Raw genomic sequence first — 26405 nt, forward strand, 5'->3', positions numbered from 1 at the left:
GCAGGTCCGGGCCGGATCAGCGCTGACCGACCCGCAGCTGGACCGCGTAGCGCACCGGCGAGGCACCGACAGCCTTGGCCAGCCGACCCACGGCCTCGAGCGCACGGTCGGCGTCGAAGGACGTGCCGGGCACCAGCAGCGCCAGCCTGCCGTCGTACGACGCCAGGTGGATCTGTCCGTGCCGCCAGGCCTGGTGCGCGGCTGATCGCAGCGGGGTCGCGGTCACGGGCTCGGGATAGGCCTCGTCGACCGCCAGCAGGTCGCAGGCAATCTCGTCGGGCGCCGAGACGAGCCGGCCGGGGACCCGGTAGCCGGTGCGCAGGCCCGCGTCCGAGGTCCAGACGACGTCACGCTCCCCCAGCCACTCGGGCAGGTCGAACGGGTCCACCTCGACCGAGTCGATAGTCGTCACAGGGGGGACGCCTCGTCGGGCGAGAGCCCGGCGTACTTGTTGCGCTTGGCCTTGCGCCGGTCGTTGTAGCGGGCGATGACCTCGGAGATGAGGAACAGCACCACCATCGGGCCTGCCATGAGCGTCATCGTGAACGGGTCGGCCGACGGAGTGGCGACCGCGGCGAACACGAAGACCCCGACGATGATCCAGGGTCGGTGCGCCCCGAGCGCCTTGCCGGACACGACCCCGGCGAGGTTGAGCAGGACGACGAAGAGCGGGATCTCGAAGGCGATGCCGAAGACCAGCAGGGTGCGGCTGAAGAAGCTGAGGTAGTCGTTGAACTCCACGAGGTTGGTCAGGCCGTCGGGGGTGAAGCCGATCAGGATCTCGAGGCCCTTGGGCAGGGTGACATAACCCAGGAAGATGCCGGCGAGGAACAGCGGGCCCGCGATGGCGGCGAATACCCGCGACCAGCGGCGCTCCTTGGCGTGGAGGCCAGGCAGGATGAACGCCCAGATCTGGTAGAGCCAGATCGGGCTGGTCAACACGACCGAGGCGAGCCCACACAGCTTGAGGTAGAGCAGCAGGCCGGCTCCGGCCCCGGAGGTCGTCGGCACCGTCGTGCCGTTGGGCAGCGCCTCCTGGGCCTGCTCGTAGGGGCCGTAGACGAGGTCGAAGAGCTGGTCGAAGAACACCAGCGAGACCGCGAGGCCCACGATGACGACGAGCGCGATCTTGAGGATCCGCGCCCGGAGCTCGCGGAGGTGGTCGGACAGGGCCATACGCCCGTCAGCACCGACGGGGTGGACCGGTTTGCCGACGAAGAGCTGGACGATTCCAGTGATGCGCACGCGCAGATGCTCTCAGCCGACCCGCGTCTCAGCCGTTGCGGGTGTCGGTCTGCTCGCTGCTCGGCGTCACGGGGGCCACGGACGGGGCCGGGTCGACCGGGGCAGCGGGGGTCACGGGCGCGGCGGGCGGGATCTCGGCCTTGGGGGCCGGCGGGGTCGCCTCGTCCTCGGTCGTGTCGTCGTCGTCCTTCAGGCCCTTGGTCTCGGCCTTGAAGATGCGCAGGGCCTGGCCGGTGCCACGGGCGAGGTCGGGCAGCTTCGCTGCTCCGAACACGAGCACGACGATGGCCAGGATCACCAGCCACTCGGCTCCCTGGGGCATACCAATCATCGGGTTGATCATCGTGACCTCATCTGTCGGTGTCGTTGCATGGTCATAGTACGTCGCGGGTCAGGCATACAGATTTAGTGCGCCCTGTGCAGCTGCTGCGAAGGCAGTGCCGTAGGCGGCGGGAGCGACCACCTCGGCGTGGGGCGCCAGGCGCAGCAGGAGTCGTGTCAGCCAGCGCTCGTCGGCGACCTGGAGGTCGACCTCGAGGACGTTGCCACGGCGTCGGCGGACGGCTTCGACGGGGTAGTACTCGGTCACCCAGTGCGCCGGCGCCTGCAGCCGCAGCGTCACGGGGGTCGTCTCCGAGGAGGACGTGAAGAGCCCCTCCCCCAGGTCGCGCGGCTCGGCGGTGGGCTCGGCGACCGGCGTGTCCAGCACCACGGCATCGGCGATCCGGTCGAGACGGAAGAGGCGGGGCGCCTCCGCGCTGTGGCACCACGCGTCGAGGTAGGCGAGACCACCGTGCGTCGTGACCGCCCGGGGGTCGACGACCCGCTCGGACTCCTCGTCGCGGGTGGGCACGTAGTAGGTGAGCCGCACCTGTCGCTGGGCGGTCACCGCTTCACGCAGGCGTACGGCGAGCACCGCACGGTCGGCGTCTCCCGCATCGACGCCGGGGTCGATGTGTCCGGTGCCGCCGGCCTCGGCCGCCGCGACCTCGAGCTTGGCCAACGCCCGGTCGACCACCTCGCGGGTCTCGTCCTTGGCCCCGTCGCGCAGGGCCCGGAGCGCCACGATGATGGCGGAGGCCTCGGTGGGGTTGAGCCGGAGCGGGCGGGCGAGGTAGTCGGCGTTGGACACCCGGATGACACCGGCGTCGAGGGCGTCGAGGTCGACGTCGATCAGGTCGTCGGGGTAGCCGCCGGGCAGCCCGCACATCAGGAGCACCATCAGGTCGGTGACGAGCTGGTCGGCCGGCACCCCGAGGGCCGCAGCGGCGTCATCGATGCGGACCTGGCCGTGGGTGTGCAGGAACGGCACCAGCGTCAGCAGGCGCGCCACCTGGTCCTTGGCGCCGGGCGGTGGGGTGCTCACGGACTGCCCTCGGGTGCGGCGAGGGCCGCCGTGAGCCGCGCCACCAGTGCCTCGCGCACCGCGGCCGGCTCCTCGACGTACACGTCGGCACCGTAGCCCAGGAGGTCGTCGGTGAGCCCGACCGTGGCGCGGGTGAGGACAAGGCGGTCCCAGGTGGTGCGCTCGTCGGGGCCAGGGACCCCCTCGTGGACCTCGTCGGCGTCGCGTCGCAGGGGTACGCCGGCACCGGCGCGCGCCAGGACGACGGCCCGCTCGGTGCTCGGCGGGGGCGCTAGTCGTCGGGCGACCTCGCTGACGTCGGTGCCGGCGGGCACCTCGTAGGCGCCGGGCTGGCCGACCTTGCGTGCGGTGCCCTGGACACGGGAGAGCCGAAAGACGCGCTCGGCGCCGCGGTCGAGGTCGAGGCCGACGACGTACCAGCGTCCCGAGTAGCGCGCGACGCCCCACGGCTGGAGGCGGCGCCTGGTGGTCTTGGCCTGGCCCGTGCGGCCGTAGTCGAACTCGACGACGCTGCGCTCCTGGACGCCTTCGAAGAACACGTCGAAGGCCGGCTCGTCGGCGCTGAGGCGGGGCTGGGCGATGTCGAGGGCGGAGACGTCGACGGGGACGCCGAGGGCGGTCAGCTTGCGCACGACCTCGGTCGTTGCCTGGGCGAGCCGCGCGTGCTCCCAGACCTTGGTGGCCAGGCCGATGACGGCGGCCTCGTCGGGCTCGAGATCGATGTCGGGAAGGGCGAACTCGTCGGGTCGGATCCGGTAGCCCGGCTCGTCGTCGAAGTAGGCATCCATGTTGCCCACCTCGACGGGGACGCCGAGGCTGCGCAGCTCCTCCTTGTCGCGCTCGAACATCTTCTCGAAGGCGTCGGTCGAGGAGTCGGCGTAGAGCATGCTGCGGATCCGCTCCTTCGGCACGAAGTGCCGTTGGACGAGCAACATGATGAGCAGGTTGAGCAGTCGCTCGCTCTTGCTGCCGGCCATGATGTGGATCCTTGCAGGTCGAGAAGCTGCTCGGGCGGGTGGGTCAGGCGTCCTGGGCCAGCGTCAGGCGGCCGAGATGATGTCGACCACGAAGTAGAGCGTGCTGTTGGCCGGGATGTTGTCCTGCTCCTGGGCGCCGTAGCCCAGTGCCGGCGGGATGGCCAGCAGCACCCGGCTGCCGGCCTTCACACCCTCGAGGCCGAACGTGAAGCCCGGGACGAAGCCGGAGAGGTCCAGGGAGAGCGGCTCGCCGGAGAAGCTCTCGTCGAAGGGCACGTCCGCGTCGTAGACCGATCCCAGGTAGTTGACCTTGACCTTCAGGTCGGTCGTCAGGACCTTGCCCTTGCCCTCCCGCAGGACGGTGCGCATCAGGTCGCCGTCGGCCTTCGGCTCCGGGAGCCCGGTGAAGTCCAGGGCGGTGGGCTTGCCCTTCTCCTCGACGATCTTGGGCATCTTCGACTGGGGCACGTCGACGGGCTTCGGGTCCTCGTAGAGCTCCATCAGGTCCACGATGACCAGGACCGAGTCCTGGTTGCCGATGCCGAGCTGCGGGTTGCCCGCCTCCCCGAAGGCCTCGGGCGCGGAGGCCGTCACGGCGACACGGGACCCGATGGTCTGGTCGAGCAGGGCGTCTTTGAAAACCGCGAGCAGCTCGTCGTTGACCGTCACGGTCTCGGGCTGGCCGCCGCCGTCGTAGGTGCTGAAGGTCTTGCGCTGGGTGAAGCCGTTGCCGACCCAGTAGTTGACCGTCACCTGGTCGTCCTCGGCGACGACCTCCCCGTCACCCTCGACCAGGGTCTCGACCTCGATGTCGTCCGCCGACATCTGGTCCTTCCAGGTCACCTTCGGCTGCTTGCCCTGGTCACCGCTCACGCTGACGGCCTCGAGCCGGTCGAGCCCCGACGCCGCCTCCTGCGTGTCGTCGCCGCACGCGGCGAGGGTCGTCAGGAGCAGGACAGAGACGGCCAGGGTCGCAGGGCGACGAAGACGCGAGAGCACAGAGAGGTCCTTCGGGAGCAGGTCAGTACGGCGCCGTCACCCTACAAGCCGTGCCTGAGAAGTGCCGACAGGTCTCGCGGCCTGCGGTTTGGTCACCGTCCACAGGTGGCGCGGCCCCCGGATTGCGGTAGGTGACCAAACCACAACTCCCCGCAAGATCACATGCCGTCGATGAGCCGCTGCACGCGCTCGTCATGGGCCCGGAACGGGTCCTTGCACAGCACGGTGCGCTGCGCCTGGTCGTTGAGCTTGAGGTGCACCCAGTCCACGGTGAAGTCGCGTCGGCGCTCCTGCGCCTTGCGGATGAACTCACCGCGCAGGCGGGCTCGCGTCGTCTGGGGTGGCACCGACTTGGCCTCGAATATCTTCAGGTCGGTGCTGACCCGGGCCACGGCACCCCGCTTCTCGAGCAGGTAGTAGAGACCGCGGCCGCGGTGGATGTCGTGGTAGGCCAGGTCGAGCTGCGCGATCCTGGGGTGACCCAGCGGCAGGCCGTGCTTGGCCCGGTAGCGCTCGATCAGCTTCCACTTGATCACCCAGTCGAGCTCACGGTCCACCAGACCGAGGTCGTCGGACTCCACGGCCTTCAGGCCCCGCTCCCAGAGGTCCAGCGAACGCTCGATGAGGGGCGTGCTGATCTGGCGACGGTCCACGAAGTCACGCGCCTTGGAGAGGTACTCACCCTGGATCTCCAGGGCACTCGCCTCCCGACCGTTGGCCAGCCGCACCTTGCGACGGCCCGTCATGTCGTGGGAGATCTCTCTGATGGCGCGGATGGGGTTCTCCATCGTGAGGTCGCGCATCACCACGCCCTCCTCGATCATCCGCAGCACCAGGTCACAGCTGGCGACCTTGAGCATGGTGGTGGTCTCGCTCATGTTGGAGTCACCGACGATGACGTGCAGGCGTCGGTACTTCTCCGCGTCCGCGTGCGGCTCGTCGCGGGTGTTGATGATCGGGCGGCTGCGCGTGGTGGCGCTGCTGACGCCCTCCCAGATGTGCTCAGCACGCTGCGACACCGAGAAGGACGCGCCCCGCGGCGTCTGGGTGATCTTGCCAGCGCCCACGACGATCTGCCGCGTCACCAGGAAGGGGATCAGGATGTCCGCCAGCCGGCTGAACTCCCCTGCTCGACCGACCAGGTAGTTCTCGTGGCAGCCGTAGGAGTTGCCGGCCGAGTCAGTGTTGTTCTTGAAGAGGTAGATCTCTCCCTGGATGCCCTCGTCGTGGAGGCGTTGCTCGGCATCGAGCAGCAGGCCTTCGAGGACACGTTCACCGGCCTTGTCGTGCGTCACGAGCTCGGCGATGTCGTCGCATTCAGGAGTGGCGTACTCGGGGTGGCTGCCGACATCGAGGTAGAGCCGGGCGCCGTTGCGCAGGAACACGTTGCTCGACCTGCCCCAGCTCACCACCTTGCGGAAGAGGTAGCGCGCGACCTCGTCGGGACTCAGGCGCCGCTGGCCCTTGAACGTGCACGTTACGCCGTACTCGTTCTCGATGCCGAAGATCCGTCGGTCCACACCCAGACCCTACGGCCCACGATCCAGCCCGTCTGCTCATTGCAGGCGCGACATGGTTGCGGTTTGGTCCCAAACCGCAGCCCATGGGACCTAGCCCGTGGGCTGCCACTCGACCTGACCCGTGAGCCGCTGCCATCGCATGTGCAGCCGCTCTCGGCACTCCTCGGAGTAGCACGACGCGCGCACCAGCGAGCGCCACCGCTGGAGCCGTCGCAGCTGATGAGGCCGATCCAGGAGCCGGTCCAGCTCGTGCATGACCGTGAGCGGATGGTTGGTCAGGTCGTCGAGGGTGAACCCTCGCCTTGTGTAGTGCGGTGCGAGACCACGCTCGCGTCTCAGGTCGGCGCGGTGCTGGTCCTTGTTCCGGTGGTGCCCGCCGTCGTACTCGTGGACGTGGCGCGTCCCCCGAAGGAGCAGGTCCGCTCGACCAAGCGACGTCCCCTGGTCGTCGAAGAGCTCGACTTGCGGCTCGGTCTCGACGTCGCAGACGTCGTGGAGGATCTTCAGCAGCACCTCGCCGGGCGACTCGCACCTCTTGTCGGCCAGCTGCCATGCGGCACGCAGACGTCGTACGCCGGGCCTGCGGGAGGCGAGGAGACTGTCCATGCGTTGCTGGTCGATGTCGCCCATCCGCATCGCAGACGTGATCATGATGGCGATGTCGAGAGTCCCGAGATCACGGCTCGCTCGGAGCAGGATCTCCTCGGCCGCGGCGACGGGCAGGCCGTGCCGTGTCTCGTTGGGGGCGTCACTGACCAGCCGCGACACGATCAGGCCCGGGCGTCGCGGTCGCACCACGTCACCCGGGGCAGAGGCGAAGACCGGGACCTGACTCGGCAGCTGGGGAAGGTGCCAGCCGCGGATCCGTGCGCCCGTCACGTGTGTGAACGCTGCCCCCTCGGGCAGCACCAGACGAAAGGCCTTCAGATCCATGACCAGCTCGGACCACTGGTCGCCCTGGGTCTCTGAGCGGTAGAGCCCGAAGCTCACGCGGCGGTGTCCGGCAGTGCGTACCTCTCCGCGCTGGGCGTCGCCCACCTGCTCAGGGGTCAACCGGCGCCAGTGCGGCTCAGCTTGATCCTCGGAGGTCTCGGTCATGGCGACATGATCGGCATGCGGCGACATCGCCAAACGCGGCGTGTCCGAGCCTGTGGATCCCGGTCGGTGCGTCCCCTCGAACGCTGCTTGCGGTGTGGTCACCAACCCCAAGGGCAGGCCATCGACGGCTGCGGTTGGTGACCAAACCACAGCCCCGGGCCCCTCAGAGCAGGCCCAGGTGATCCAGCGCCAGATAGGCCTGGTCGGTGGTGCCGAAACCGCCGGAGCGAAGCTCGTCGCGCAGCTGTGCCAGGGAGAGCAGCGTCACCGCGATGTCCTCGTGCTCGTCGAGGGACTGCGCAGCGGACCGGGTGCAGTCGTGCGCGATCGTCACCCAGCGACTCTCGGTGCTCTTGTAGGGGGTGGTGCGGGTGACAACCTTCCACCCCGTCCCGACATACCCGGTCTCCTCGCGCAGCTCACGGGCGGCTGCGTCGAGCACGCTCTCCCCGTCGTCGATCAGCCCGCCGGGCAACGAGGGCATCACCCGGTCGGGCCCAGGCCTGAACTGCCGGATGCCGACGACCTGCTGCTCAGGAGTGAGGGCCAGCACCACGACGGAGTCGGGACTCTCGATCAGGTCCCAGTCGCTCTCACGACCGTCGGCCTGGCGCATCCGACGACGTACGACGTGCGTGTAGCCGGTGTAGACGGGCCGGTCCTCACCCACCCGCTCCCAGCCCGCGACACCGTCGTCCCTCACAGAGCGGGGCCGCCGGCCCCACCTGGAGGCGGCGCCACAGGCGGTTCCGGCTCACCGGTCACGGGGTCCTCGAGCGGCGGGACGTGCCCGCTGGTCTGGTCCGTGGGGTCGCTGGGGTCGTCCGGGCCCCCCGCGCTGGATGCCGTGCCGGGTCGGGTGTCCTCCGGATCCGCCTCGTCCGCGGTGGAGGGACCGCGCTCGCCGAGCAGCGTGGACAAGCGCGTCGGGCTGAGCCGGACGAACTTGCGGGGCTGGGTCCGGGTGCGGTCAAGGATGGCCACCTCGAGGTGGTCCACGTCGATGACGCGGTCGTCGTCATCGGTGTGACCGAGAGCAGCCACCGCGAGACGCACGGCGCTCTCGAGCGACTGGTCCGCCTGGTAGTGCTCCTTGATGTACTTCGCGACCATGTCGGACGCGCCGCCCATGACGGCGAAGCCCTGCTCGTCAGCCACCTGTCCGTCGTAGGTGAGACGGAAGATCTGGTCCTCGTCGGCCGTGTCGCCGATCTCGGCGACGAAGAGCTCGACCTCGTAGGGCTTCTCGCCACCGCTGGAGAAGATCGTCCCGAGCGTCTGCGCGTAGGCATTCGCCAGCCCGCGACCGGTGACGTCGCGACGGTCGTAGGCGTAGCCACGCATGTCGGCAAGCCGTACGCCGGCGATGCGGAGGTTCTCGAACTCGTTGTAGCGACCCACGGCAGCGAAGGCGATCCGGTCGTAGATCTCCGACACCTTGTGCAGGGCCTGTGAAGGGTTCTCTGAAGCGAAGAGAACGCCCTCGGCGTACTGGATCGTGACGACCGAGCGACCCCGCGCGATGCCCTTGCGCGCAAAGTCCGCCCGGTCCTTCATCAGCTGCTCGGGCGAGACGTAGAAGGGCATGCTCATCGGGTGCCTCCCGTCGTGCCGCCGGTCAGGGGTGCCCCCGGGCCGTCGGGCCGGATCATCCGCCCCGCGATCACCCGGTCGGCGATCTCCGCGACCTCCTCGTCGGGAACGCGTCGTCCACCGTCGGCGGTGATCACCCGGACGACGGGGAAGATCCGGCGCGTGAGGTCAGGTCCGCCGGTGGCGGAGTCGTCGTCGGCCGCGTCGTACAGCGCCTGGACCAGCGCGGTCACGCAGCCGGTCTCGTCGAGGTCCTCGCGGTAGAGCTTCTTGAGCGATCCCTTGGCGAACAGGGAGCCGGAGCCGACCGAGAAGAAGGCCTGCTCCTCGTAGCGTCCCCCGGTCACGTCATAGCTGAAGATCCGCCCGTGGCCCTGGCGCAGGTCGTAGCCGGCGAAGAGGGGTACGACGGCGAGGCCCTGCATCGCCATCCCCAGGTTGGCCCGGATCAGGGCGGCGAGCCGGTTGGCCTTGCCGTCCATGGAGAGTGTCGTGCCCTCGATCTTCTCGTAGTGCTCGAGCTCGGTCTGGAACAGCCGGACCATCTCGACCGCGAGGCCCGCGGCACCGGCGATGCCGACGACGGAGTACTCGTCGGAGGGGAACACCTTCTCGATGTCGCGTTGGGCGATGATGTTGCCCATCGTCGCGCGCCGGTCACCCGCCATGACGACACCGCCGGGGAACGTCGCCGCGACGATCGTCGTCCCGTGCGGGGCCAGGTCGCCCGCCTGCCCCTGGGGCAGCGCGCGCCGCCCCGGCAGGAGGTCCGGGGACTGCGAGGACAGGAAGTCGCTGAACGACGAGGTCCCCGGCTGCAGGTAGGCGGCGGGCAGGCGCGGGTCTGTCACTGGCCACCCTTCTGGATGAACGACTTCACGAAGTCCTCGGCGTTCGACTCCAGGACCTCGTCGATCTCGTCGAGGATCGCGTCGATGTCGCCGTCCAGGGCTTCCTTGCGCTCGGCGACGTCCGTCTCGGGGGCGACCTGTGCCGCCTCCTCGGTCTCCGAGGACTTGCGCGGCTGCTTCTGCTCTTGGGCCATGTCCCGACCCTATCCACTCACCCCCAGTCGGCTCGACAGGCTCGAGCAGCGGGATCGCCGCGAATCCGCAGTCCGGGGCGGGTCGCGGTTTGGTCACCAACCGCAGGACATGGACGGCTTGGCATGCGGTTGGTGACCAAACCGCACTGCTAGACCTCAGCGAGTCAAGGCCGCAAACAGCTGCTCGGCGGTGTCACAGCGGTCCAGCAGCTCACCGACGTGCGCCTTGCTGCCGCGCAGCGGGTCGACGGTGGGAACGCGTTGCAGCGACTCCCGCCCCGGCAGGTCGAAGATGACCGAGTCCCACGAGGCGGCGGCGACGTGCTCGGCGTACTTCTCCAGGCACCTGCCGCGGAAGTAGGCGCGGGTGTCGGTCGGCGGGTCGTGCATGGCGCGCTCGACCTCGACGTCGTCGAGGAGCCGGTCGACGCGCCCTGCGGCGACCAGCTTGTTGTAGAGGCCTTTCTCGGGGCGGATGTCGGAGTACTGCAGGTCGATCAGCGCGAGCTTGGCGTCGTCCCAGGCCAGGCCGTCGCGGTCGCGGTACTGCTCCAGGAGCTGGAGCTTGGCCACCCAGTCCAGCTCGCGGGCGCAGAGCATCGGATCCCGCTCGAGGCGGTCGAGGACGGACTCCCAGCGTGCGAGGACGTCGACGGTCTGGGCGTCGGCGTCAGAGCCGAGCCGGTCCTCGACGTACTTCTTCGCCAGGTCGAGGTACTCCAGCTGCAGCTGCACGGCGGTCAGGGTGCGGCCGTCGCCGAGGGTGATGGTCTGTCTCAGCGACGGGTCGTGCGACACCTCTCGCAGGGCCGAGACCGGACCGTCGACGCTGAAGTCGGACCCGATGAACTTGTCCTCGATCATCGCCAGCACCAACGAGGTCGTCCCGACCTTGAGGTAGGTCGAGATCTCCGAGAGGTTGGCGTCGCCGATGATGACGTGCAGGCGTCGGTACTTGTCGGGGTCGGCGTGCGGCTCGTCGCGGGTGTTGATGATGGGGCGCTTGAGTGTGGTCTCCAGTCCGACCTCGACCTCGAAGAAGTCGGCGCGCTGGCTGACCTGGAAGCCGTGCTGGCGACCGTCCTGGCCGATCCCGACCCGCCCGGCCCCGCACACGACCTGCCGGCTCACGAAGAACGGCGTCAGGTGGCGCACGATGTCCGCGAACGGCGTGCTGCGGCGCATCAGGTAGTTCTCGTGGGTGCCGTAGGACGCGCCCTTGTTGTCGGTGTTGTTCTTGTACATCGCGATCTGGGCACCGCCCGGAAGCTGGCCCGCCCGACGCTGGGCGTCGAGCATGACCTGCTCGCCGGCCTTCTCCCACAAGACGATGTCGCGAGGACTGGTGACCTCGGGCGTGGAGTACTCGGGGTGGGCATGGTCCACGTAGAGCCGGGCCCCGTTGGTCAAGATCACGTTGGCGAGGCCGAGGTCCTCATCGGTGAGCTGGCTCGGATCCGCGACCTGGCGTGCCATGTCGAAACCGCGGGCGTCGCGCAGCGGCGACTCCTCCTCGAAGTCCCACCGCGCCCGGCGAGCCTTGACCGTGGCGGACGCATAGGCGTTCACCACCTGGGACGAGGCCACCATCGGGTTGGCCAGGGGTTGTCCCAGGACAGAGATGCCGTACTCGACCTCGGTGCCCATCACTCGCCGGACGCTCATGGGTCGAGCGTACGTGCCGCGGTCAGGCTCAGCGCTTGCGGAGCACCATCTGGGCGAGGTAGATGATCACGAGGACGACGACGATGATGATGAGGATCTTCACGGGCAACCTTTCGAGCTGCGACCGCCACGGTGACGGCGCCCGACATCTGTAGCACGCTGGGTCCTCCGGGGGGCTCACCCCCGGAGGTGGCGAAGGAGTCGACAGATGGGCAGATGGGAAGAACGGGTCGTCCCGCGACTCGTCGACCGGGCGCTGAGCGCCCCCGACATCCAGGCGTTGCGGGCACGGGCGTGCGCCGGGATCTCGGGCGACGTGCTCGAGCTCGGCTTCGGCAGTGGCCTCAACCTGCCCCACCTCTCCTCGGCCGTGGCCACCCTGGCCGCGGTCGAGCCTTCCGACCTCGGCTGGTCGCTGTCCGAGGAGCGCCGCCGCGCCAGTCCGGTGCCCGTTGAGCGTGTCGGCCTCGACGGTCAACGTCTTGCCGCGAGCGACGCGTCGTACGACGTGGTCCTGTGCACCTTCACGCTGTGCACCATCCCGGACGTGGAGCTGGCCCTGACCGAGGTACGCCGGGTCCTGAGGCCGGCGGGGAGCTTCCACTTCCTGGAGCACGGCCTGGCGCCGCAGGCCGGCGTCGCAGCCTGGCAGGCTCGCTTGGAGCCGCTTCAACGACGCGTCGCCGGAGGCTGTCATCTCACCCGCGACATCGCGAGCCTGGTGCGCTCGGCCGGTCTGGAGATCGTGGACCTCTCGGCCGAGTACCTCCCCGGGCCGCGCCTCGCCCGTCCCTGGTCGTATGGCTACCTGGGCCGCGCCACGCCCCGCTGAGGGCTGCGGTTTGGTCACCAACCGCAACAGCCGGGGCCATGGGCGTGGGGTTGGTGACCAAACCGCACAACCCTAACGACGTGCCGACGGCCGGCCGCAGAGCGACCGGCCGCGACAGGATGGTCGGGCTAGAGGTACTGACCGGTGTTGGCCACCGTGTCGATCGATCGACCGGGCTCGGTGCCCTGCTTGCCGGTGATGAGCGTGCGGATGAACACGATGCGCTCGCCCTTCTTGCCGGAGATGCGGGCCCAGTCGTCGGGGTTGGTGGTGTTGGGGAGGTCCTCGTTCTCCTTGAACTCGTCGACGCAGGCCTGAAGGAGGTGCGAGACGCGCAGTCCCTTCTGGTCGTGGTCGAGCAGGTCCTTGATCGCCATCTTCTTCGCACGGTCCACGATGTTCTGGATCATGGCACCGGAGTTGAAGTCCTTGAAGTAGAGGACCTCCTTGTCACCGTTGGCATAGGTGACCTCGAGGAAGCGGTTCTCCTCGGTCTCGGTGTACATCCGCTCCACCGTCGCCCGGATCATCCCGTCCACGCACGCCTGCCGGTCGCCACCGAACTCGGCCAGGTCGTCCGAGTGCAACGGCAGCTCGGCCAGCAGGTACTTGGTGAAGATGTCGCGCGCGGACTCTGCGTCCGGTCGCTCGATCTTGATCTTCACGTCGAGCCGACCGGGTCGCAGGATGGCGGGGTCGATCATGTCCTCGCGGTTGGAGGCGCCGATGACCAGCACGTTCTCGAGCAGCTCCACGCCGTCGATCTCGCTGAGAAGCTGCGGCACGATCGTGTTCTCCACGTCGGAGGAGACGCCCGAGCCGCGGGTGCGGAAGAGGGAGTCCATCTCGTCGAAGAACACGATGACCGGGGTGCCTTCGCTGGCCTTCTCCCGCGCTCGCTGGAAGACCAGGCGGATGTGGCGCTCGGTCTCGCCGACGTACTTGTTGAGCAGTTCGGGACCCTTGATGTTGAGGAAGTAGGACTTCCCCTCCTGGCCCGTCTTGGCGGCGACCTTCTTGGCCAGCGAGTTGGCGACCGCCTTCGCGATCAACGTCTTGCCACATCCCGGGGGCCCGTAGAGCAGCACGCCCTTGGGCGGCTTGAGCTGGTGCTCCTTGAAGAGCTCGGGGTGCAGGTAGGGCAGCTCGACGGCATCGCGGATCTGCTCGATCTGCCCGGCGAGGCCACCGATCGACTCGTAGGCGATGTCCGGGACCTCCTCGAGGACGAGCTCCTCGACCTCGGACTTCGGCACCTTCTCGTAGACGTAGCCCGCTCGCGAGTCGAGCAGCAGCGAGTCGCCCGCCCGGATCGTCTCCTGGAGCAGCGGCTCCGCAAGGCGTACGACGCGCTCCTCGTCGGCGTTGGCGATCACGAGCGCGCGCTCACCGTCAGCGAGCAGCTCCTTGAACATCACCACTTCGCCGACCTGCTCGAAGTCGAACGCGGCGACGACGTTGAGCGCCTCGTTGAGCATCACTTCCTGACCGCGGCGGAGCCCGTCGAGCTCGACACCGGGGCTGACGTTGACGCGCAGCTTGCGACCGCCCGTGAAGACGTCTACCGAGTCGTCCTCGTTGCGGGTCAGGAAGGTGCCGAATCCGGCCGGCGGTTGGGCGAGCCGGTCGACCTCCTCCTTGAGCTTCATGATCTGGTCGCGAGCCTCACGCAAGGTCTCCGCGAGCCGCTCGTTCTGCGAGGTCACGGCTGACAAGGAACGCTGGGCATCGGCCAGACGAAGATCGACACCGCGAGACTGCGTGGGTGCTTCGTTGAGACGCCGGCGCAGCTCAGTCACCTCGGACTCGAGGAAGCGCACCTGGCTCTCGAGCTCGCCGCTGTTACGACCGCTACCGCTGGACACACCATCTGTCGACGACATGAGGTCCACCTCCTGTTCTTGTGACCTTACCGGGGTGGCCATACAAGCGAAGGGGATATGCGTCGGTGTTGGTCACCGTTTTGCACCACGCGCGCCGCGTCGGCTTGCGGAGTGGTCACCAACCGCAGCGCCGCGACCCCAGGGCCTGCGGATTGGTCACCAACCGCAGACCCACGGTCAGCGCGCGTGCAGTCTCGCGAAGTTGCGCAGCAGCAACCCGGGATGGTCCACCTGGACCGCGGCGGCCGCTGTCTGCAGGGCGACGACCTCGGCGGGGTCGAAGTAGCCGTGTCCGGCATAGACCGCGATCCGGGTCCTGATCCCCTCCAGGTCGAGCTCCGGGTGGAACTGGGTGGCGTAGACGTTGGCCCCGACCCGGAAGGCCTGGACCGGACAGGCCGCCGAGGTCGCCAGCACCGTGGCGGAGTCGGGGACGACCGCGAGCGCCTCCTTGTGACCGCCGTACGCCGAGAAGGTCTGCGGCAGGCCGGCGAAGAGCGGGTCCGAGGCACCCTCCGCGCTCACCGTCACGGACAACGGGCCGACCGGCTCCGGGTAGGACCGGTCCACCACACCTCCCTGGTGCCGCCCCAGGGTTCCGATGCCGTAGCAGGCGCCCAGGAACGGGAAGTCGGCGGCGACGACCTGGTCCAGCACCACGGCCAGGTCCTCCTCCGCGCAACGCTGCTGGATCGTCTTCGTCGCCTCAGGGTCGGAGATGCAGAACGCGCCACCGCCCAGGACGATGCCGGACCACCGGTCCAGGTCCACCCGGCCCAGAGCAGTCGCTCCGAGCTCGCGTCGCTCGAGCCCGGCGGAGCCGACCTCGAGGAGTCGGGTGAACGCGTCGCGCTCCTCCTCCGCTGCCTCCGGCTCGGCCCGGATCGACAGCAGGAGGAAGGGCCTCACGACTCGTCGGTCCCCGGAGCCTCGACCTCGGGCACGTCGGCAGGCCGCGGGCCGGTGTAGTCGGGGCCGTAGGCGCCGGGAGCCGGGCGCCTGGTCTTGCGCGGCGCCCTCTCCCCCGGCGCCATGCGGCGCGCGGTGACGAGGAAGGCGGTGTGACCGATCATCTTGTGCCCGGGGCGTACGGCGAGGCCTTCGACGTGCCAGTCACGCACGAGCGACTCCCAGGCCTGCGGCTCGGTGAAGCCGCCGTGCAGGCGCACGGTCTCCATGAAGCGGGACAGCTGGGTCGTCGTGGCGACGTAGGCGCAGACGATCCCCCCGGGCCGCAGCGCGTCAGCGGTGGCCTCGACGCACTCCCACGGGGCGAGCATGTCGAGGATCACCCGGTCCGCGCGCTTCCCGGAGCGGGGCAGCTCCTCGGCGAGGTCACCCAGCTCCAGCGACCAGGCCGGGTGGGTCTCGCCGTCCGGGGCGCCGAAGAACTGGTGCACGTTCTTGCGGGCGACGTCGGCGAACTCCTCGCGCCGCTCGTAGGAGGTCACGTGCCCGAAGGGACCGACGGCGCGCAGCAACGAGCAGGTGAGGGCGCCGGACCCGACCCCGGCCTCGACGACGTCGGCCCCGGGGAAGATGTCGGCCATCGCCACGATCTGGGCGGCGTCCTTGGGGTAGACCACCGCGGCGCCGCGCGGCATCGAGACCACGAACTCCGACAGCAGGGGTCGGAACACGAGGTACTGCCCCCCCGAGGTCGAGGTGATCGTGAACCCCTCCTCACGCCCGATCAGGTCGTCGTGGGACATCCCTCCCCGGTTGGTGTGGAAGGACTTGCCCGCCTCGAGGCAGATGTTGTGCTTGCGGCCCTTGGTGTCGACCAGGCGCACCCACTCACCGGCCCGCAGGGGGCCGCGGTGCACCCCTGACCACGCCTGGGGGGCGACGTCGTCGGTGGAGGGGGCGGCATCAGGAGTAGTCGAGGACACCGCGGAACCCTACTGCCAGCGCCACGAGGACCGACGTACCGGCTACTGCCGCACGGCCCGGTCGACGTCGGCGGTCGCGAGCACGCCGTAGACCGTGCCGTCCTCCTCGACCAGGACGTACTCGGCCGCGGGTGCGCGCTGGATCGCCTGGATCAGTGCCTCGCCGGAGAGCCCCACCGGGATGGAGAGCCCTGCCTCCAGGGTGCGCGCGACGGTGGAGACGGCGACCCAGGGGCGGCGGTCCTCCGGAGTCGCCAGCAACGCGGCTTCGTTGACGACGCCGACGGGCTTGCCGCTCCCGGTGACCGTCACGATGCTGCCGGCCTCGGCGGCCTGGGCACGTCGTACGGCCTCGGCGAGCGGCAGGTCGTCGGGGACCGAGAGCGTACGCCGCGCAAGGTCACGGGCCCGCAGCGACGGGAGGCGCGAGCGGAGCCGTGCCGACGTCATGGCCTGGGTGGCGCCCGCCCACAGGAACGTGGCGATCACGAAGGACAGGACGAAGTCGAAGATGTCAGGTGGACGCCCGAAGAGCTGCTCCTGGGCGAGCGGGTAGAGCAGTACGACGAACGCCGTCACGCGGCCACCCCACGCGGCCGCGATCGTGCCCCGGTGCACATCGCCGGTGGCGCGCCAGACAGCGGACTTGAGGACGCGGCCGCCGTCGAGCGGCAGCCCGGGCACGAGGTTGAGCACGCCTACCAGCAGGTTGGCGCCTGCGAGACCCTCGACCGCCATGAGCAGGAGGCCGTCGGGGGTGACGAACCACAGGCCCAGGGCCGCGAGCCCGACCGCGATCGAGGTGAGCGGCCCCACCACGGCGATCCAGAACTCCTGGCGCGGGGTGCGCGACTCCCCCTCGATGGCGGTCATCCCGCCGAGGAAGTGCAAGGTGATGGACTTGACCGGGAAGCCGAAGCGTCGCGCGACGACGGCGTGGGATGCCTCGTGCAGGAGCACCGAGCCGTAGAGGACGACCGCGAAGGTCAGCCCGGCGACGTACTTCCACGGACCGAGGCCAGGTTGGACCTGCTCCACGCGTGGCGCCATCAGGAAGGCGATGAGCGCGGCGATGAGGAACCACGACGACGAGACGAGCACGTCGCTGCCCGCGATGGTGCCGAGCTTGAACGTCCCGGCGGGGCGGGGCTCTCGGCGCTGCGCGGGCTCGGACACGTGTCGAATCTAGCCGACCGCACCCCGCCCGCCCTGGGCGCACCGGCTGTGTCGGCGCCCTCCCCTAGGCTCGGCAGCGTGAGGCGAGGATGAGCGAGGTCGGCGGCCGGGGTGCCGAGCGTGCCCCGGTGACCGAGGCCGCACCCTCCCCCGCCGATGTCGTGTCCACCCCGGTCGACGGGGTCGAGGTCGTGGGCGCCCTCTCTCCCAGCCGGGCCGGGGACTTCCTGACCTGCCCGTTGCTCTACCGCTTCCGCACGATCGACCGGCTGCCCGAGCCTCCCTCGCCCGACGCGATCAGGGGCACGGTGGTCCACAAGGTCCTGGAGAGCCTCTTCGACCTTCCGGCGCTGGAGCGTACGCCGGAGCGGGCGCGTGACCTGCTGATGCCGGCCTGGGACGCGCTCCTGGACGCCGAGCCGGGCGTGGCGGAGATGTTCGGCAGCGAGGGGCCCGACGTGGTGTCGTGGCTCGCGACCTGCCGGACGGTGATCGACCGCTACTTCGGCCTCGAGGACCCGCAGCGTCTCGAGCCGGCCGAGCGCGAGCTCTACGTCGAGACACTGCTCGACTCCCGCCTGCTGCTCCGCGGCTTCGTGGATCGGATCGACGTCGCCCCGGACGGGGCCATCCGCGTGGTCGACTACAAGACCGGCCGGTCGCCAGCCGAGGGATTCGAGGGCAAGGCGCTCTTCCAGATGAAGTTCTACGCGCTGGTGCTGTGGCGCACGCGTGGCGTGGTGCCGGCGATGCTGCAGCTGGTCTACCTCGGCAACGGCGAGCTCTTGCGCTACGTCCCCGACGAGCAGGACCTGCTCGCCACCGAGCGGAAGGTCGAGGCGATCTGGGCCGCGATCCGGCTCGCTCGCGACACGGGTGACTGGCAGCCTCGGCGCAGCCGGCTCTGCGACTGGTGTGCTCATCAGGCGCTGTGTCCTGAGTGGGGTGGCACGCCGCCGCCGCTTCCGCTCGTCACCGACGTGCGGATTGGTCACCAACCACAGCCTGCATCGTCCTAGACCTGCGGATTGGTCACCAACCACAAGCCGCGAGGGTCAGGCCGGGCCAGCCGCCCGCTCACTGCGGATTGGTCACCAACGGCAGGCCGAGCCGCCGAAGCAGCACGGAGTGTGACCAAACCGCAGCAACGGAGTCGCCGCGGACACGTGAGGTCAGAGGCCGTTGCGCTCGACCCACAGCGCCGCCTGGGTGCGGTCGCTCACACCGATCCGGGCGAAGGCAGAGGTCAGGTGGGCCTTGACGGTGCGCTCGCTGATACCGAGTCGTCGGGCGATCTGCTTGTTGGCGAGCCCTTCCTTGACCAACCCCAGGACCTCGGACTCGCGTCCGGTGAGCTGCACGTTGGCAGACCCTGCCCGGGTGCCGATGAGGGCACGGGCGGCGCGGGGATGGAGGGGCGACTCGCCGCGGCTGACCGCGCGGATGCCGTTGAGGACGTCGTCGGGGTCCGCGTCCTTGAGGAGGTAGCCCACAGCACCTGCGTCGAGGGCCCCGAAGATCCGCTCGCTGTCGGAGAAGGAGGTCAGGACCAGCACGTCGGCGAGCTTGGCGCTCACGATGTGGCGGGTGGCCTTGACCCCGTCCATCCCGGGCATCTGGAGGTCCATCAGGACGACGTCGGGGCGCGTGCGCTCGACGACCTCGATCGCCTCGGCGCCGTCGCCGGCCTCCCCCACGACGACGATGTCGTCCGTGGCGGCCAGGAGCTGGCCCATCCCGAGCCGGATCACGGCGTGGTCGTCGACCAGGACGACGCGGATGGGGGTGACGGCGTCACTCATCGACGGCCACCTCGAGCCGTACGGCGGTCCCCTCGCCTGCTGCCGATTCCACTCGAAGTCTCCCGCCGCTGTCCCTGACCAGGCTGGCCATCCCTCTCAGACCGTAGCGGTCCGAGGCAGGGGCGGCATCGGCGGCGAAGCCGATGCCGTCGTCCACCACCTCGAGCACGAGGACCTTGCCGTCGCTGCGGACGGTGACCGCGATGGTCGAGGCTTGCGCGTGGCGCAGCGCGTTGCGCACCGCCTCCTGTGCCACCCGCCAGACCAGGGCCGCCTGCTGGTCGGTCGCGGTCTCGGCGCCCTCGACGCTGATCGAGGCCTGGATGCCCAGGGCGCTCGCCGGCGCTGTCAGGTCCTCCAGAGCGGCGGCGAGGCCCTCGGCGTGGATCTCGGGCGGGTGGATCTCGGCGAGGAGTGCACGAAGGGACTTCAGCGTGTCGCGGATGGCCTGGTTGGCAGCTGTGAGCGACGTCTTCACCGTCGGCGAGAGATTCGGCTCGCGAGATGCCGCTGCTATCGAGAAGGACGTCCCGGCGAGGTCCTGCACCACACCGTCGTGAAGATCTCGTGCGATGCGACGGCGCTCAGCGTCGGAGGCCTCCAGTCCTCCGCGCAGAAGACGCTCGCGTTCTTCAGCGGCGGTGCTGACCTGCCTCGTCAAGACTCGCAGAATGGGGGTAACCAGGAGAAGCAGCACCAGTAGCGCGCCCACTGTGATGAGCTGGAACGGGGTATAGATCTGTTGTCGCCGCTCCTCGATGTCGTCCAGCGAGTAATAACCCTCGAACAGCAGTTCTGCACCGTTTCGCGCCTCGATCCGCGTGAAGATCTGAACGGTTCCGTCGGTTCCCTGAGTCAACTCGGTCTCGGGTCGACCAGCCGCGACCGTCACTTGATCGGTCCCACCGCGCTCGAGCACGTCCTGTTGCACCGATGAGAGTCCGAAGTTCCGTCCGCGGAGAGCGGGAATGTCGGAGTAGAGGATGACGCCATCCGGCGACCAGATGTTCACCCGAGTCAGCGGAGCCACGTCCAGCCGGTCTACAACGGTGCGGTCGAACCGGTCCAGCGCACCCTTGTTGCCCTTGACCATGCCTGCGGTGATGGCTGGATTGGCGACGGACTCCGCGAGCACCTCGTTGATGAGGCTGGCCTCTGCGAGGGCTTCACGATTGGCGGCCTGGCCGGCAAGGACGTTGGTGCCGACGATGAGAACGATGAGCGTCACGGCCCCGATCGCGAGAAATCGCGCGATGGGATTCTTCACCAGGGAGCGGATCAGGGGACGTCCAGGTCGATGCGACAGACCTCGCCGGTGCGGGTGTTCTCCGCGCGAAAGGCCACGTTGTCGATCCCCGGAAAGTCCAGCATCGAACGACGCACGCGCAGGGACAGGTCAGAATCCTTGGCCCGGATCTCACCCTTGGCGGAGAAGTCCCCGTCGTGTGTCATGCGCCATTCCCAGAGGTCCTCGTCGTCGCTCCACACGACACCGATGACGTCGAGACGACCTTCGTCATCCGGAATGATGCGCAAGCGCTTCTGGCTGCCGTCGGAGCATGCGCCCCGATCCACTACTTCCCCGTCGTCCCTCGCCGCCGCAAAAGGCGCAGTGACGAGGGCCGCTACACCCAGCACGAAGCTGAGCATGACGACGAGGGTGGACCGGGGCGACATGGTGACTTACTCCTACTGGGATCTCGCGAGGACGCGATCCCCGGAGTGCGCTCATGATGACGCAGGGGATGGCTCGAAGGACATTGTCCAGGAGTACTAGGACCATGACCAGCCCGCGTCCCCCAAACGGGTCAGGACACGAGGCGCCCGAGCTCCGCGATCGTGACCTCGGTGAGGTCGGCGCGGAGGTGACGGCGTACGCCGGGGGCCACCGGCACGTGGTTGGGCACGACCAGGACCTGGCAGCCGGCGGCCTCCGCGGAGGTGGTGCCGGTGTTGGAGTCCTCGATCGCGACGCAGTCCTCCGGCGCGACGCCCAGGGCGGCAGCCGCCGTGAGGTAGGGCTCCGGGTGGGGCTTGCCGTTGTCGACCTGGTCCCCGGTCACGACGACCGTGAAGGTCTCCGGCGGCAGCTCGCGCAGGATCGGGGCCACGAACCGCTCGTAGGACATCGTCACGAGCGCCAGCGGCACCCCTGCGTCGGACAACGAGAGCAGCAGCTCCCGGGCTCCGGGGCACCAGGGCACGTGCTGCTCCACCTTGGCCACCACCCCGTCGAGGAGCAGCTCGACGATCTTCTCGGGCTCCAGGGCGATGCCCATGTGCTCGCGGATGTAGCGACCGGAGGTGAGCAGGTCGTTGCCGACCAGCGCGAGGGCGTGCTCCTGGCTCCAGGTGCCGCCGTACGTCGCCGCGAGCTCGAACTCGGTCTCGATCCAGTAGGGCTCGGTGTCGACCAGGGTGCCGTCCATGTCCCACAGGACAGCGGCCGGCGAGTGCTCGGCCTCGGCGCTCGGCTGCGCGCTCATGCTCAGTCCTCCGGGTCGTAGCCGAGGTTGGGCGAGAGCCAGCGCTCTGCCTCGGCGATCGTCCAGCCCTTGCGCTCGGCGTAGTCGGCCACCTGGTCGCGACCGATGCGCCCGACGACGAAGTACTGCGACTGCGGGTGGCTGAAGTACCACCCCGACACCGAGGCGCCCGGCCACATCGCCATGGACTCGGTGAGCGTGATGCCGGTCGCGGCCTCGACGTCGAGCAGCTCCCAGAGCAGCGGCTTCTCGGTGTGGTCGGGGCACGCGGGGTAGCCCGGGGCGGGGCGGATGCCGGTGTAGCGCTCGGCGATCAGGTCCTCGCTGGTGAGCTGCTCGTCTGCCGCGTGACCCCAGAACTCCGTGCGGACCCGCTCGTGCAGCCGCTCGGCGAAGGCCTCGGCCAGCCGGTCGGCCAGCGACTCGATGAGGATGGCGTTGTAGTCGTCGTGGTCGGCCTTGTAAGCCTCGACCCGCTCGGAGAGACCGATCCCCGCGGTGACGGCGAAGCCACCGACGTGGTCGGCCAACCCCGTCTCCTCGGGCGCGACGAAGTCGGCCAGGGACCGGTTGGGCACGCCCTGGCGGTGATCACCCTGCTGGCGCAGGTGGTGGAGCACGACACCGGGGGTCTCCCGGGTGTCGTCGGTCCAGGTGACGGTGTCGTCACCACGACCGTTGGCCGGCAGGAAGCCGTAGACACCCTTGGCGGTCAGCCACTTCTCCTCGACGATCCGGTCCAGCATCTGCTGGGCATCGTCGTAGAGCTTGCGCGCGGTCTCTCCCGCGGTCGGGCTGTTGAGGATGTCGGGGAACTTGCCCTTCATCTCCCACGCGTTGAAGAACGGCTGCCAGTCGATGTAGTCGCGCAGCTCACCGATGTCGTAGTCCTCGAGCACGTGGATCCCGGGCTGCTTCGGAGCAGGCGGCACGTAGCCGTCCCAGTCGATCGGGGTCGCATTGGCCTTCGCGGCGTCGTAGGACAGCAGCTTGCGCTCGCTCTTGCCCGCGTGACGGGCGCGGAGGGCGTCGTAGTCCTCCTTGACATCGGCCATGAGCTTGGCGCGTCGGTCCTCGTGCAGGAGCGCGGCCGCGGTCGGGACGGACCGGGAGGCGTCCTTGACCCAGACCACGGGGCCGTCGTACTTGGGGTCGACCTTGACAGCCGTGTGGGCGCGCGACGTGGTCGCTCCCCCGATCAGCAGCGGGATGGTCAGGCCCTGACGCTGCATCTCGGTGGCCAGGGTGACCATCTCGTCGAGCGAGGGGGTGATCAGGCCGGAGAGGCCGATGATGTCGGCGCCGACCTCCTGGGCTGCGTCGAGGATCTTCTGCGGCGGGACCATGACGCCGAGGTCGATGACCTCGTAGTTGTTGCACTGCAGGACCACACCGACGATGTTCTTGCCGATGTCGTGGACGTCGCCCTTGACCGTGGCCATGACGATCGTGCCGTTGGTCTCCTTGGCGGTGGCGTACTCCGGGTTGTCGAGCTTCTCCTGCTCGATGAAGGGGATGAGGTAGGCGACGGCCTTCTTCATCACGCGCGCCGACTTCACGACCTGCGGGAGGAACATCTTGCCGGCGCCGAAGAGGTCGCCGACGACGTTCATGCCGTCCATGAGCGGGCCCTCGATGACCTCGATCGGGCGGCCGCCGCGAGCCGCGATCTCGGTGCGGAGCTCCTCGGTGTCGGACTCGACGTGGGCGTCGATGCCCTTCACCAGCGCGTGGGTGATGCGCTCGCCGACGGGCAGCTCGCGCCACTCCTCCGCGGCCGCCTCGACCTTCTCGCCCTGCTTGTTGTGCTCCTCCGCGATCTCGAGCAGCCGCTCGGCGGCGTCGGGACGCCGGTTGAGCACGACGTCCTCGATCCGCTCGCGCAGCTCAGTCTCGACCTGGTCGTAGACGACCAGCGCTCCGGCGTTGACGATGCCCATGTCGAGCCCCGCCTTGATGGCGTGGAAGAGGAAGACCGCGTGGATCGCCTCGCGGACCGGGTTGTTGCCCCGGAACGAGAAGGAGACGTTGGAGATGCCGCCGGAGACCTTGGCGCCCGGCAGGTTCTGCTTGATCCAGCGGGTGGCCTCGATGAAGTCCAGCCCGTAGGAGGCGTGCTCCTCGATGCCCGTCGCGACCGCGAAGACGTTGGGGTCGAAGATGATGTCCTCGGGCGGGAAGTCGACCTCGTCGACCAGGATCCGGTAGGCCCGCTCGCAGATCGCCTTGCGACGCTCGAGGTTGTCGGCCTGGCCGTCCTCGTCGAAGGCCATGACGACCGCGGCGGCGCCGTACTTCTTGCACAGGCGGGCCTGGGCGCGGAACGCCTCCTCGCCCTCCTTCATGGAGATGGAGTTGACGATCGGCTTGCCCTGGACGCACTTGAGGCCGGCCTCGATGACCTCCCACTTGGAGGAGTCGACCATCACCGGGACCCGGCTGATGTCGGGCTCCGAGGCGACCAGCTTGAGGAAGCGGTCCATCGCGGCGACGCCGTCGATCATGCCCTCGTCCATGTTGACGTCGATGACCTGCGCGCCGTTCTCGACCTGCTGCAGGGCGACAGCCAGAGCGGTGTCGTAGTCGCCGTCCTTGATCAGGTTGCGGAACTTGGCCGACCCGGTGATGTTGGTGCGCTCGCCGACGTTGACGAAGAGGCTCTGCTCGTCGATGGTGAAGGGCTCGAGGCCGGAGAGACGCATGGCCGGGCGTACGACGACAGGCTCACGCCGCGGCTTGTCGGCGACGACCTGGGCGATCGCCTCGATGTGCGCCGGCGTGGTGCCGCAGCAGCCACCGACGAGGTTGACGAAGCCGCTGTCGGCGAACTCCGCGATGATCGCGGCGGTCTCCTCGGGCGCCTCGTCGTACTCACCGAAGGCGTTGGGCAGGCCCGCGTTGGGGTAGCAGGAGACGAAGCTGTCGGCGAGACGCGACATCTCGGCGATGTAGGGACGCATCTCCTTGGCCCCGAGAGCGCAGTTGAGGCCGACCGCCAACGGGCGGGCGTGGCGCACGGAGTCCCAGAACGCCTCGGTGACCTGACCCGAGAGGGTGCGGCCGGAGGCGTCGGTGATGGTGCCGGAGATGATGACCGGCCAGCGGCGGTCGTACTCCTCGAAGAGGGTCTCGACGGCGAAGATCGCGGCCTTGGCGTTGAGGGTGTCGAAGATGGTCTCGATGAAGAGCAGGTCCGAGCCGCCGTCGAGGAGGCCTCGGCCGGCCTCCATGTAGGCCGCGACGAGCTGGTCGTAGCTCACGTTGCGGGCGCCGGGGTCGTTGACGTCGGGGCTGATCGAGGCCGTGCGGGTCGTGGGGCCGAAGGCGCCGGCGACGTAGCGCGGGCGGTCGGGGGTGCGCTCGGTCATCGCGTCGCACTCGGCGCGCGCCAGGCGGGCCGACTCGTAGTTGAGCTCGTAGGCGAGCTCCTCCATGCCGTAGTCACCCAGCGAGATGGCGTTGGCGTTGAAGGTGTTGGTCTCGATGAGGTCGGCGCCCGCCTCGAGGTACTCGCGGTGGATGCCCGCGATGATCTCGGGCTGGGTGAGCGTCAGGAGGTCGTTGTTGCCCTGGAGATCGCTGGGCCAGTCGGCGAAACGATCACCCCGGTAGCCGGCCTCGTCGGGGCGGTCCCGCTGGATCGCCGTCCCCATGGCTCCGTCGATCACCATGATCCGCTCCTGCAGGGTGGCAGTGAGCGCCTCAGTGGCGTCGGGGCGTAGGTCGCGCGATCGAGACAACGGAACTCCTCTCGGACGGTCCGGCGCCGCTCTCGGGTGCCGGCCCTCCAGCGTAGGAACCACGTCCCAAGACGTGGACTTGTTTCCCGAATGGTGACACCGGCCGAATCACCGGGTGAAATCCTCGGCGGTCCTCGCGTCCGGTCCGTGACACCCGGACTAGGCTTCCCCGGTGATCGAGATCGAGGACGCGCCCGACCTGGTGGATCCCCTGGTGATCGCGGCGTTCGAGGGCTGGAACGACGCCGCCGACGCCGCGTCCGGGGTCGTCGACCACCTGATGGACGTGTGGAACGCCCGGGTGGTCGGAGCCGTGGATCCCGAGGACTTCTACGACTTCCAGGTCAACCGGCCCGTGGTCGGCACCGACGAGAACGGCTACCGCCGCCTCACCTGGCCCAGCACCCAGATCGCGATCGCCTCTCCCCCGGACCTGGATCGCGACGTGATCCTGATCCGCGGCATCGAGCCGTCGATGCGCTGGCGGCAGTTCTGCGCCGAGCTGCTCGCGGCCGTCGACGAGCTCGGTGGCGAGCTCGTCGTGACGCTGGGGGCGCTCCTGGCCGACACCCCTCACACCCGCCCGATCCCGGTCACGGGCACCGCGACCGAGCCCGAGCTCGTGGACAGGCTCAAGCTCGAGCAGTCGACGTACGAGGGCCCGACCGGCATCGTGGGCGTCTTCCAGGACGCCTGCGTGAAGCTCGACGTCCCGGCAGTGTCCTACTGGGCCGCGGTGCCGCACTACGTCGCACAGCCGCCGTGCCCCAAGGCGACGCTGGCGCTGATCGGCCAGCTCGAGGACCTGCTCGAGGTCAGCATCCCCCTCGGCGACCTCGCCGAGGACGCGCGCGCCTGGGAGCGCGGCGTCGACGAGCTGGCCGAGGAGGATGAGGACGTCGCCGACTACGTGCGCAGCCTCGAGGAGACCCGCGACACCGCCGACCTGCCCGAGGCCTCCGGTGAGGCCATCGCCCGCGAGTTCGAGCGCTACCTCAAGCGGCGTTCCGACGAGGACCCTGGGCCTGGCTGAGCGGCTGGGCTGGCTCAGGCGCCCAGGGGTTGCGGATTGGTCACCAACCGCAC

General features: G+C 69.1%; 25 protein-coding genes. 3 read left to right on the forward strand and 22 right to left on the reverse strand.

All coding sequences use genetic code 11. The annotated features are described in order from the left end of the window. Positions 1 to 16: 16 nt before the first annotated feature. From AAG827_RS16975 to dop, 13 genes are all read right to left on the reverse strand, one after another. Positions 17 to 412: a hypothetical protein gene (locus AAG827_RS16975; protein ID WP_341927358.1), complete on the reverse strand. Its 396-nt coding sequence runs from the start codon at positions 410 to 412 to the stop codon at positions 17 to 19. Continuing rightward, positions 409 to 1245: a twin-arginine translocase subunit TatC gene (gene tatC / locus AAG827_RS16980; protein WP_341927360.1), complete on the reverse strand. Its 837-nt coding sequence runs from the start codon at positions 1243 to 1245 to the stop codon at positions 409 to 411. The genes AAG827_RS16975 and tatC overlap by 4 nt, the downstream gene beginning before the upstream one ends. A 28-nt stretch (positions 1246 to 1273) precedes the next feature. Next, positions 1274 to 1588 carry a Sec-independent protein translocase subunit TatA gene (tatA, locus tag AAG827_RS16985; RefSeq protein WP_341927361.1) on the reverse strand — a complete coding sequence of 105 codons (315 nt, stop codon included), beginning with the start codon at positions 1586 to 1588 and terminating at the stop codon, positions 1274 to 1276. A 48-nt stretch (positions 1589 to 1636) separates the two neighbouring features. After that, positions 1637 to 2611 (reverse strand): WYL domain-containing protein, encoded by a 975-nt coding sequence (locus AAG827_RS16990; protein WP_341927362.1) that lies wholly within the window; start codon positions 2609 to 2611, stop codon positions 1637 to 1639. Beyond that, the gene (locus tag AAG827_RS16995; RefSeq protein ID WP_341927364.1) at positions 2608 to 3588 is read right to left on the reverse strand and encodes a WYL domain-containing protein; all 981 of its coding nucleotides are present in this window, start codon (positions 3586 to 3588) and stop codon (positions 2608 to 2610) included. Before AAG827_RS16995 ends, AAG827_RS16990 begins: the two co-directional genes overlap by 4 nt. Positions 3589 to 3651: 63 nt before the next feature. Then, positions 3652 to 4587 (reverse strand): FKBP-type peptidyl-prolyl cis-trans isomerase, encoded by a 936-nt coding sequence (locus AAG827_RS17000; protein WP_341927365.1) that lies wholly within the window; start codon positions 4585 to 4587, stop codon positions 3652 to 3654. Positions 4588 to 4745: 158 nt separating this feature from the next. Then, a complete protein-coding gene (gene pafA, locus AAG827_RS17005; RefSeq protein ID WP_341927366.1) occupies positions 4746 to 6107 on the reverse strand; it encodes a Pup--protein ligase in 1362 nt (453 codons plus the stop codon). A 90-nt stretch (positions 6108 to 6197) separates the two neighbouring features. After that, positions 6198 to 7205 (reverse strand): hypothetical protein, encoded by a 1008-nt coding sequence (locus tag AAG827_RS17010; protein WP_341927367.1) that lies wholly within the window; start codon positions 7203 to 7205, stop codon positions 6198 to 6200. A gap of 163 nt (positions 7206 to 7368) precedes the next feature. Then, positions 7369 to 7908, reverse strand: coding sequence for an NUDIX hydrolase (locus AAG827_RS17015; protein ID WP_341927368.1), 540 nt, complete (start codon positions 7906 to 7908; stop codon positions 7369 to 7371). Further along, on the reverse strand, positions 7905 to 8798 hold the full coding sequence (gene prcA / locus AAG827_RS17020; protein WP_341927369.1) for a proteasome subunit alpha: 894 nt from the start codon (positions 8796 to 8798) through the stop codon (positions 7905 to 7907). The genes AAG827_RS17015 and prcA overlap by 4 nt, the downstream gene beginning before the upstream one ends. Continuing rightward, positions 8795 to 9649, reverse strand: a complete 855-nt coding sequence (prcB, locus tag AAG827_RS17025) for a proteasome subunit beta (protein WP_309650669.1) — start codon at positions 9647 to 9649, stop codon at positions 8795 to 8797. The genes prcA and prcB overlap by 4 nt, the downstream gene beginning before the upstream one ends. Further along, complete coding sequence (locus AAG827_RS17030; protein WP_341927371.1) at positions 9646 to 9843, reverse strand: ubiquitin-like protein Pup; 198 nt, start codon at positions 9841 to 9843, stop codon at positions 9646 to 9648. Before AAG827_RS17030 ends, prcB begins: the two co-directional genes overlap by 4 nt. Positions 9844 to 9999: 156 nt before the next feature. Next, complete coding sequence (gene dop / locus AAG827_RS17035) at positions 10000 to 11508, reverse strand: depupylase/deamidase Dop (protein ID WP_341927372.1); 1509 nt, start codon at positions 11506 to 11508, stop codon at positions 10000 to 10002. Between the two features lie 208 nt (positions 11509 to 11716). Between dop and AAG827_RS17040 the strand changes: the two genes are divergently transcribed. Beyond that, positions 11717 to 12340, forward strand: coding sequence for a class I SAM-dependent methyltransferase (locus AAG827_RS17040; RefSeq protein ID WP_341927373.1), 624 nt, complete (start codon positions 11717 to 11719; stop codon positions 12338 to 12340). A gap of 128 nt (positions 12341 to 12468) precedes the next feature. On the opposite strand, the gene arc is transcribed toward AAG827_RS17040, so the two are convergent. The 4 genes from arc to AAG827_RS17060 form a co-directional block, all read right to left on the reverse strand. Continuing rightward, positions 12469 to 14223, reverse strand: a complete 1755-nt coding sequence (gene arc, locus AAG827_RS17045) for a proteasome ATPase (protein WP_341927374.1) — start codon at positions 14221 to 14223, stop codon at positions 12469 to 12471. A 177-nt stretch (positions 14224 to 14400) separates the two neighbouring features. Continuing rightward, the gene (locus tag AAG827_RS17050; RefSeq protein WP_341927375.1) at positions 14401 to 15132 is read right to left on the reverse strand and encodes a glutamine amidotransferase; all 732 of its coding nucleotides are present in this window, start codon (positions 15130 to 15132) and stop codon (positions 14401 to 14403) included. Next, on the reverse strand, positions 15129 to 16049 hold the full coding sequence (locus tag AAG827_RS17055; protein ID WP_341927385.1) for a tRNA (adenine-N1)-methyltransferase: 921 nt from the start codon (positions 16047 to 16049) through the stop codon (positions 15129 to 15131). Before AAG827_RS17055 ends, AAG827_RS17050 begins: the two co-directional genes overlap by 4 nt. Positions 16050 to 16157: 108 nt before the next feature. Further along, positions 16158 to 17291 carry a M50 family metallopeptidase gene (locus AAG827_RS17060; RefSeq protein WP_341927376.1) on the reverse strand — a complete coding sequence of 378 codons (1134 nt, stop codon included), beginning with the start codon at positions 17289 to 17291 and terminating at the stop codon, positions 16158 to 16160. Positions 17292 to 17380: 89 nt separating this feature from the next. Between AAG827_RS17060 and AAG827_RS17065 the strand changes: the two genes are divergently transcribed. Beyond that, positions 17381 to 18310 (forward strand): PD-(D/E)XK nuclease family protein, encoded by a 930-nt coding sequence (locus tag AAG827_RS17065; RefSeq protein ID WP_341927377.1) that lies wholly within the window; start codon positions 17381 to 17383, stop codon positions 18308 to 18310. A gap of 153 nt (positions 18311 to 18463) precedes the next feature. On the opposite strand, the gene AAG827_RS17070 is transcribed toward AAG827_RS17065, so the two are convergent. The 5 genes from AAG827_RS17070 to metH all read right to left on the reverse strand — a co-directional run bounded on the left by AAG827_RS17070 (position 18464) and on the right by metH (position 25319). Next, positions 18464 to 19093, reverse strand: a complete 630-nt coding sequence (locus tag AAG827_RS17070) for a response regulator transcription factor (protein ID WP_341927378.1) — start codon at positions 19091 to 19093, stop codon at positions 18464 to 18466. Next, on the reverse strand, positions 19086 to 20360 hold the full coding sequence (locus AAG827_RS17075; protein ID WP_341927379.1) for a sensor histidine kinase: 1275 nt from the start codon (positions 20358 to 20360) through the stop codon (positions 19086 to 19088). Before AAG827_RS17075 ends, AAG827_RS17070 begins: the two co-directional genes overlap by 8 nt. 11 nt (positions 20361 to 20371) lie before the next feature. Next, positions 20372 to 20743, reverse strand: a complete 372-nt coding sequence (locus tag AAG827_RS17080; protein ID WP_341927381.1) for a hypothetical protein — start codon at positions 20741 to 20743, stop codon at positions 20372 to 20374. A gap of 158 nt (positions 20744 to 20901) precedes the next feature. Then, positions 20902 to 21579 (reverse strand): HAD family phosphatase, encoded by a 678-nt coding sequence (locus tag AAG827_RS17085; protein ID WP_341927382.1) that lies wholly within the window; start codon positions 21577 to 21579, stop codon positions 20902 to 20904. A 2-nt stretch (positions 21580 to 21581) separates the two neighbouring features. Then, complete coding sequence (metH, locus tag AAG827_RS17090; RefSeq protein WP_341927383.1) at positions 21582 to 25319, reverse strand: methionine synthase; 3738 nt, start codon at positions 25317 to 25319, stop codon at positions 21582 to 21584. A gap of 172 nt (positions 25320 to 25491) precedes the next feature. Between metH and AAG827_RS17095 the strand changes: the two genes are divergently transcribed. Then, positions 25492 to 26352, forward strand: coding sequence for a PAC2 family protein (locus tag AAG827_RS17095; RefSeq protein WP_341927384.1), 861 nt, complete (start codon positions 25492 to 25494; stop codon positions 26350 to 26352). Positions 26353 to 26405: the final 53 nt, after the last annotated feature.

Origin of the sequence: Nocardioides psychrotolerans, assembly GCF_943371775.1 — a bacterium.
Taxonomy (GTDB): Bacteria; Actinomycetota; Actinomycetes; order Propionibacteriales; family Nocardioidaceae; genus Nocardioides; species Nocardioides psychrotolerans_A.